Annotated in this window: 1 protein-coding gene; it reads left to right on the top strand. The window is 57.4% G+C overall.

The features are described 5' to 3' along the window. Nucleotides 1-123: 123 nt before the first annotated feature. Nucleotides 124-1,395, top strand: coding sequence for an IS4-like element ISPa1635 family transposase (locus ACEWE8_RS26020; RefSeq protein ID WP_004423958.1), 1,272 nt, complete (start codon nt 124-126; stop codon nt 1,393-1,395). Nucleotides 1,396-1,576 lie beyond the last annotated feature (181 nt).

Below are 1,576 nucleotides of genomic sequence, written 5' to 3'. Positions count from 1 at the left end.
CAATGTCATCAACTTTGGAAATTATCCATAAATATCATATAATTAGCGCTCAAATCAGTGCATGGGAGAAGCCCTTTTGACTACCTATACCGCATCGCTTGACACCGCCAGCCAAACCCTGGCTTGAAAATTGTACAAAAAATAACCAGCCCGCTCGATTGTCCCGCCTTCATCGCCGCCCACCGCCAGAATCCTCAAGACTTTACCCGCCGACGCCAGCTCACCTTCAAGAACCTCGTCCTGTTCCTGCTCAATCAGCCGCGCACGGCCCTGCAAACCGAACTCGATCAGTTCTATCGCGTACTCAATCAGGCGTCGACTGAGACGCAAATGGTCACTGCGCAGGCCTTCTGCAAAGCGCGCAAAAAGCTCAACCCCGAGGTATTTGAAAGTCTCAATCGCCTCCTGCAGCAACAAATTGACTGCTTCGGGCTGCGTCAGAAGTGGCGTGGGCTGAGGGTGCTCGCGGTGGATGGCTCGACCGTGCATTTACCCCTGGAGTCGACCATGGCGACCTTCTTTGGCAGTCACTCTGGCTTTCCCATGGCTCGCTTGTCCACACTCTACGAAGTCGCTGACGGTCAAACCTTGCATAGCCTGATCGTGCCCCTGACCGTCGGCGAGCGCGACTGTGCCCATCTGCACCTTGAGCACCTGCCGGCTGACAGCCTGACGCTGTTTGACCGTGGTTACCCTGGGCACTGGTTATTCGCGCTGTTCGCGCAGCAACAGCGGCACTTTCTGATGCGCCTGCCCTGTGGCTATAACGCCCAGGTCAAAGCGTTTCTACACTCTGGCCAAGTTGAAGACACACAGCTTTTCGTGGCCAACCATCCTGAAGCACGTCTGTTCTGCTCCGAGGCTGGCGTTGATCCTGCCAGCCAGATCGAGCTGAGACTGATCCGGGTCGAGTTGGCCAACGGCGAAAGCGAAGTATTGCTGACCTCGCTGCTGGATCGAGAAGCCTTTCCCGCTGAGGTGTTTGCCGAGCTTTACCACCGCCGCTGGGGCATCGAAACCGATTTCCGTCGCCTCAAACAAACCCTGACGCTGGACAACTTCAGCGGCCGCAGCGTGACCGCTGTAAAGCAGGACTTTCATGCCGCTCAACTGTTGAAGAACCTGGCGCTGTTGATGCAGCACCTGCTACAGCCGGTCATCGAACAGCGCCACAAAGGTCGCAAGCTGCGATGGAAAGTCAACTTCACCCAAGGCGTGTCACGGCTCAAAAATACCCTGGTCGAGCTGCTGGTGCGGCACTGTGCTCAGGGGCTGAGCAATGTGCTGGCCTTGATGGCTAAAAGCCTCAGTGCCGTACGCTCAGGCCGTAGCTTTGCGCGCCAACGCAAACGCGCAGCCAGCCGAGGTTGTGAGGGCTACAAACCGACGCGCTGAAGAAACACCACCGCCCAACCTCCGTGCAAAAAAGCTGGCCACAAGCGGTCGGCATAGGCTCGTCCGGAGAACGAGAAATCTCGCCTAGACAGCCGGAACAGACGATGATCACATCACCGCCAGCCCAGCTAGACCGCCTGATTGAGCGGCAGAGGCCTGGTCATCGCCCGACGGCCATGGC

The sequence above is a fragment of the Pseudomonas sp. TR47 genome (assembly GCF_044143025.1).
GTDB lineage: Bacteria > Pseudomonadota > Gammaproteobacteria > Pseudomonadales > Pseudomonadaceae > Aquipseudomonas > Aquipseudomonas putida_E.
The sequence above is the reverse complement of the archived record's forward strand: the minus strand, read 5'-3'. Positions and strand labels throughout refer to the sequence as shown.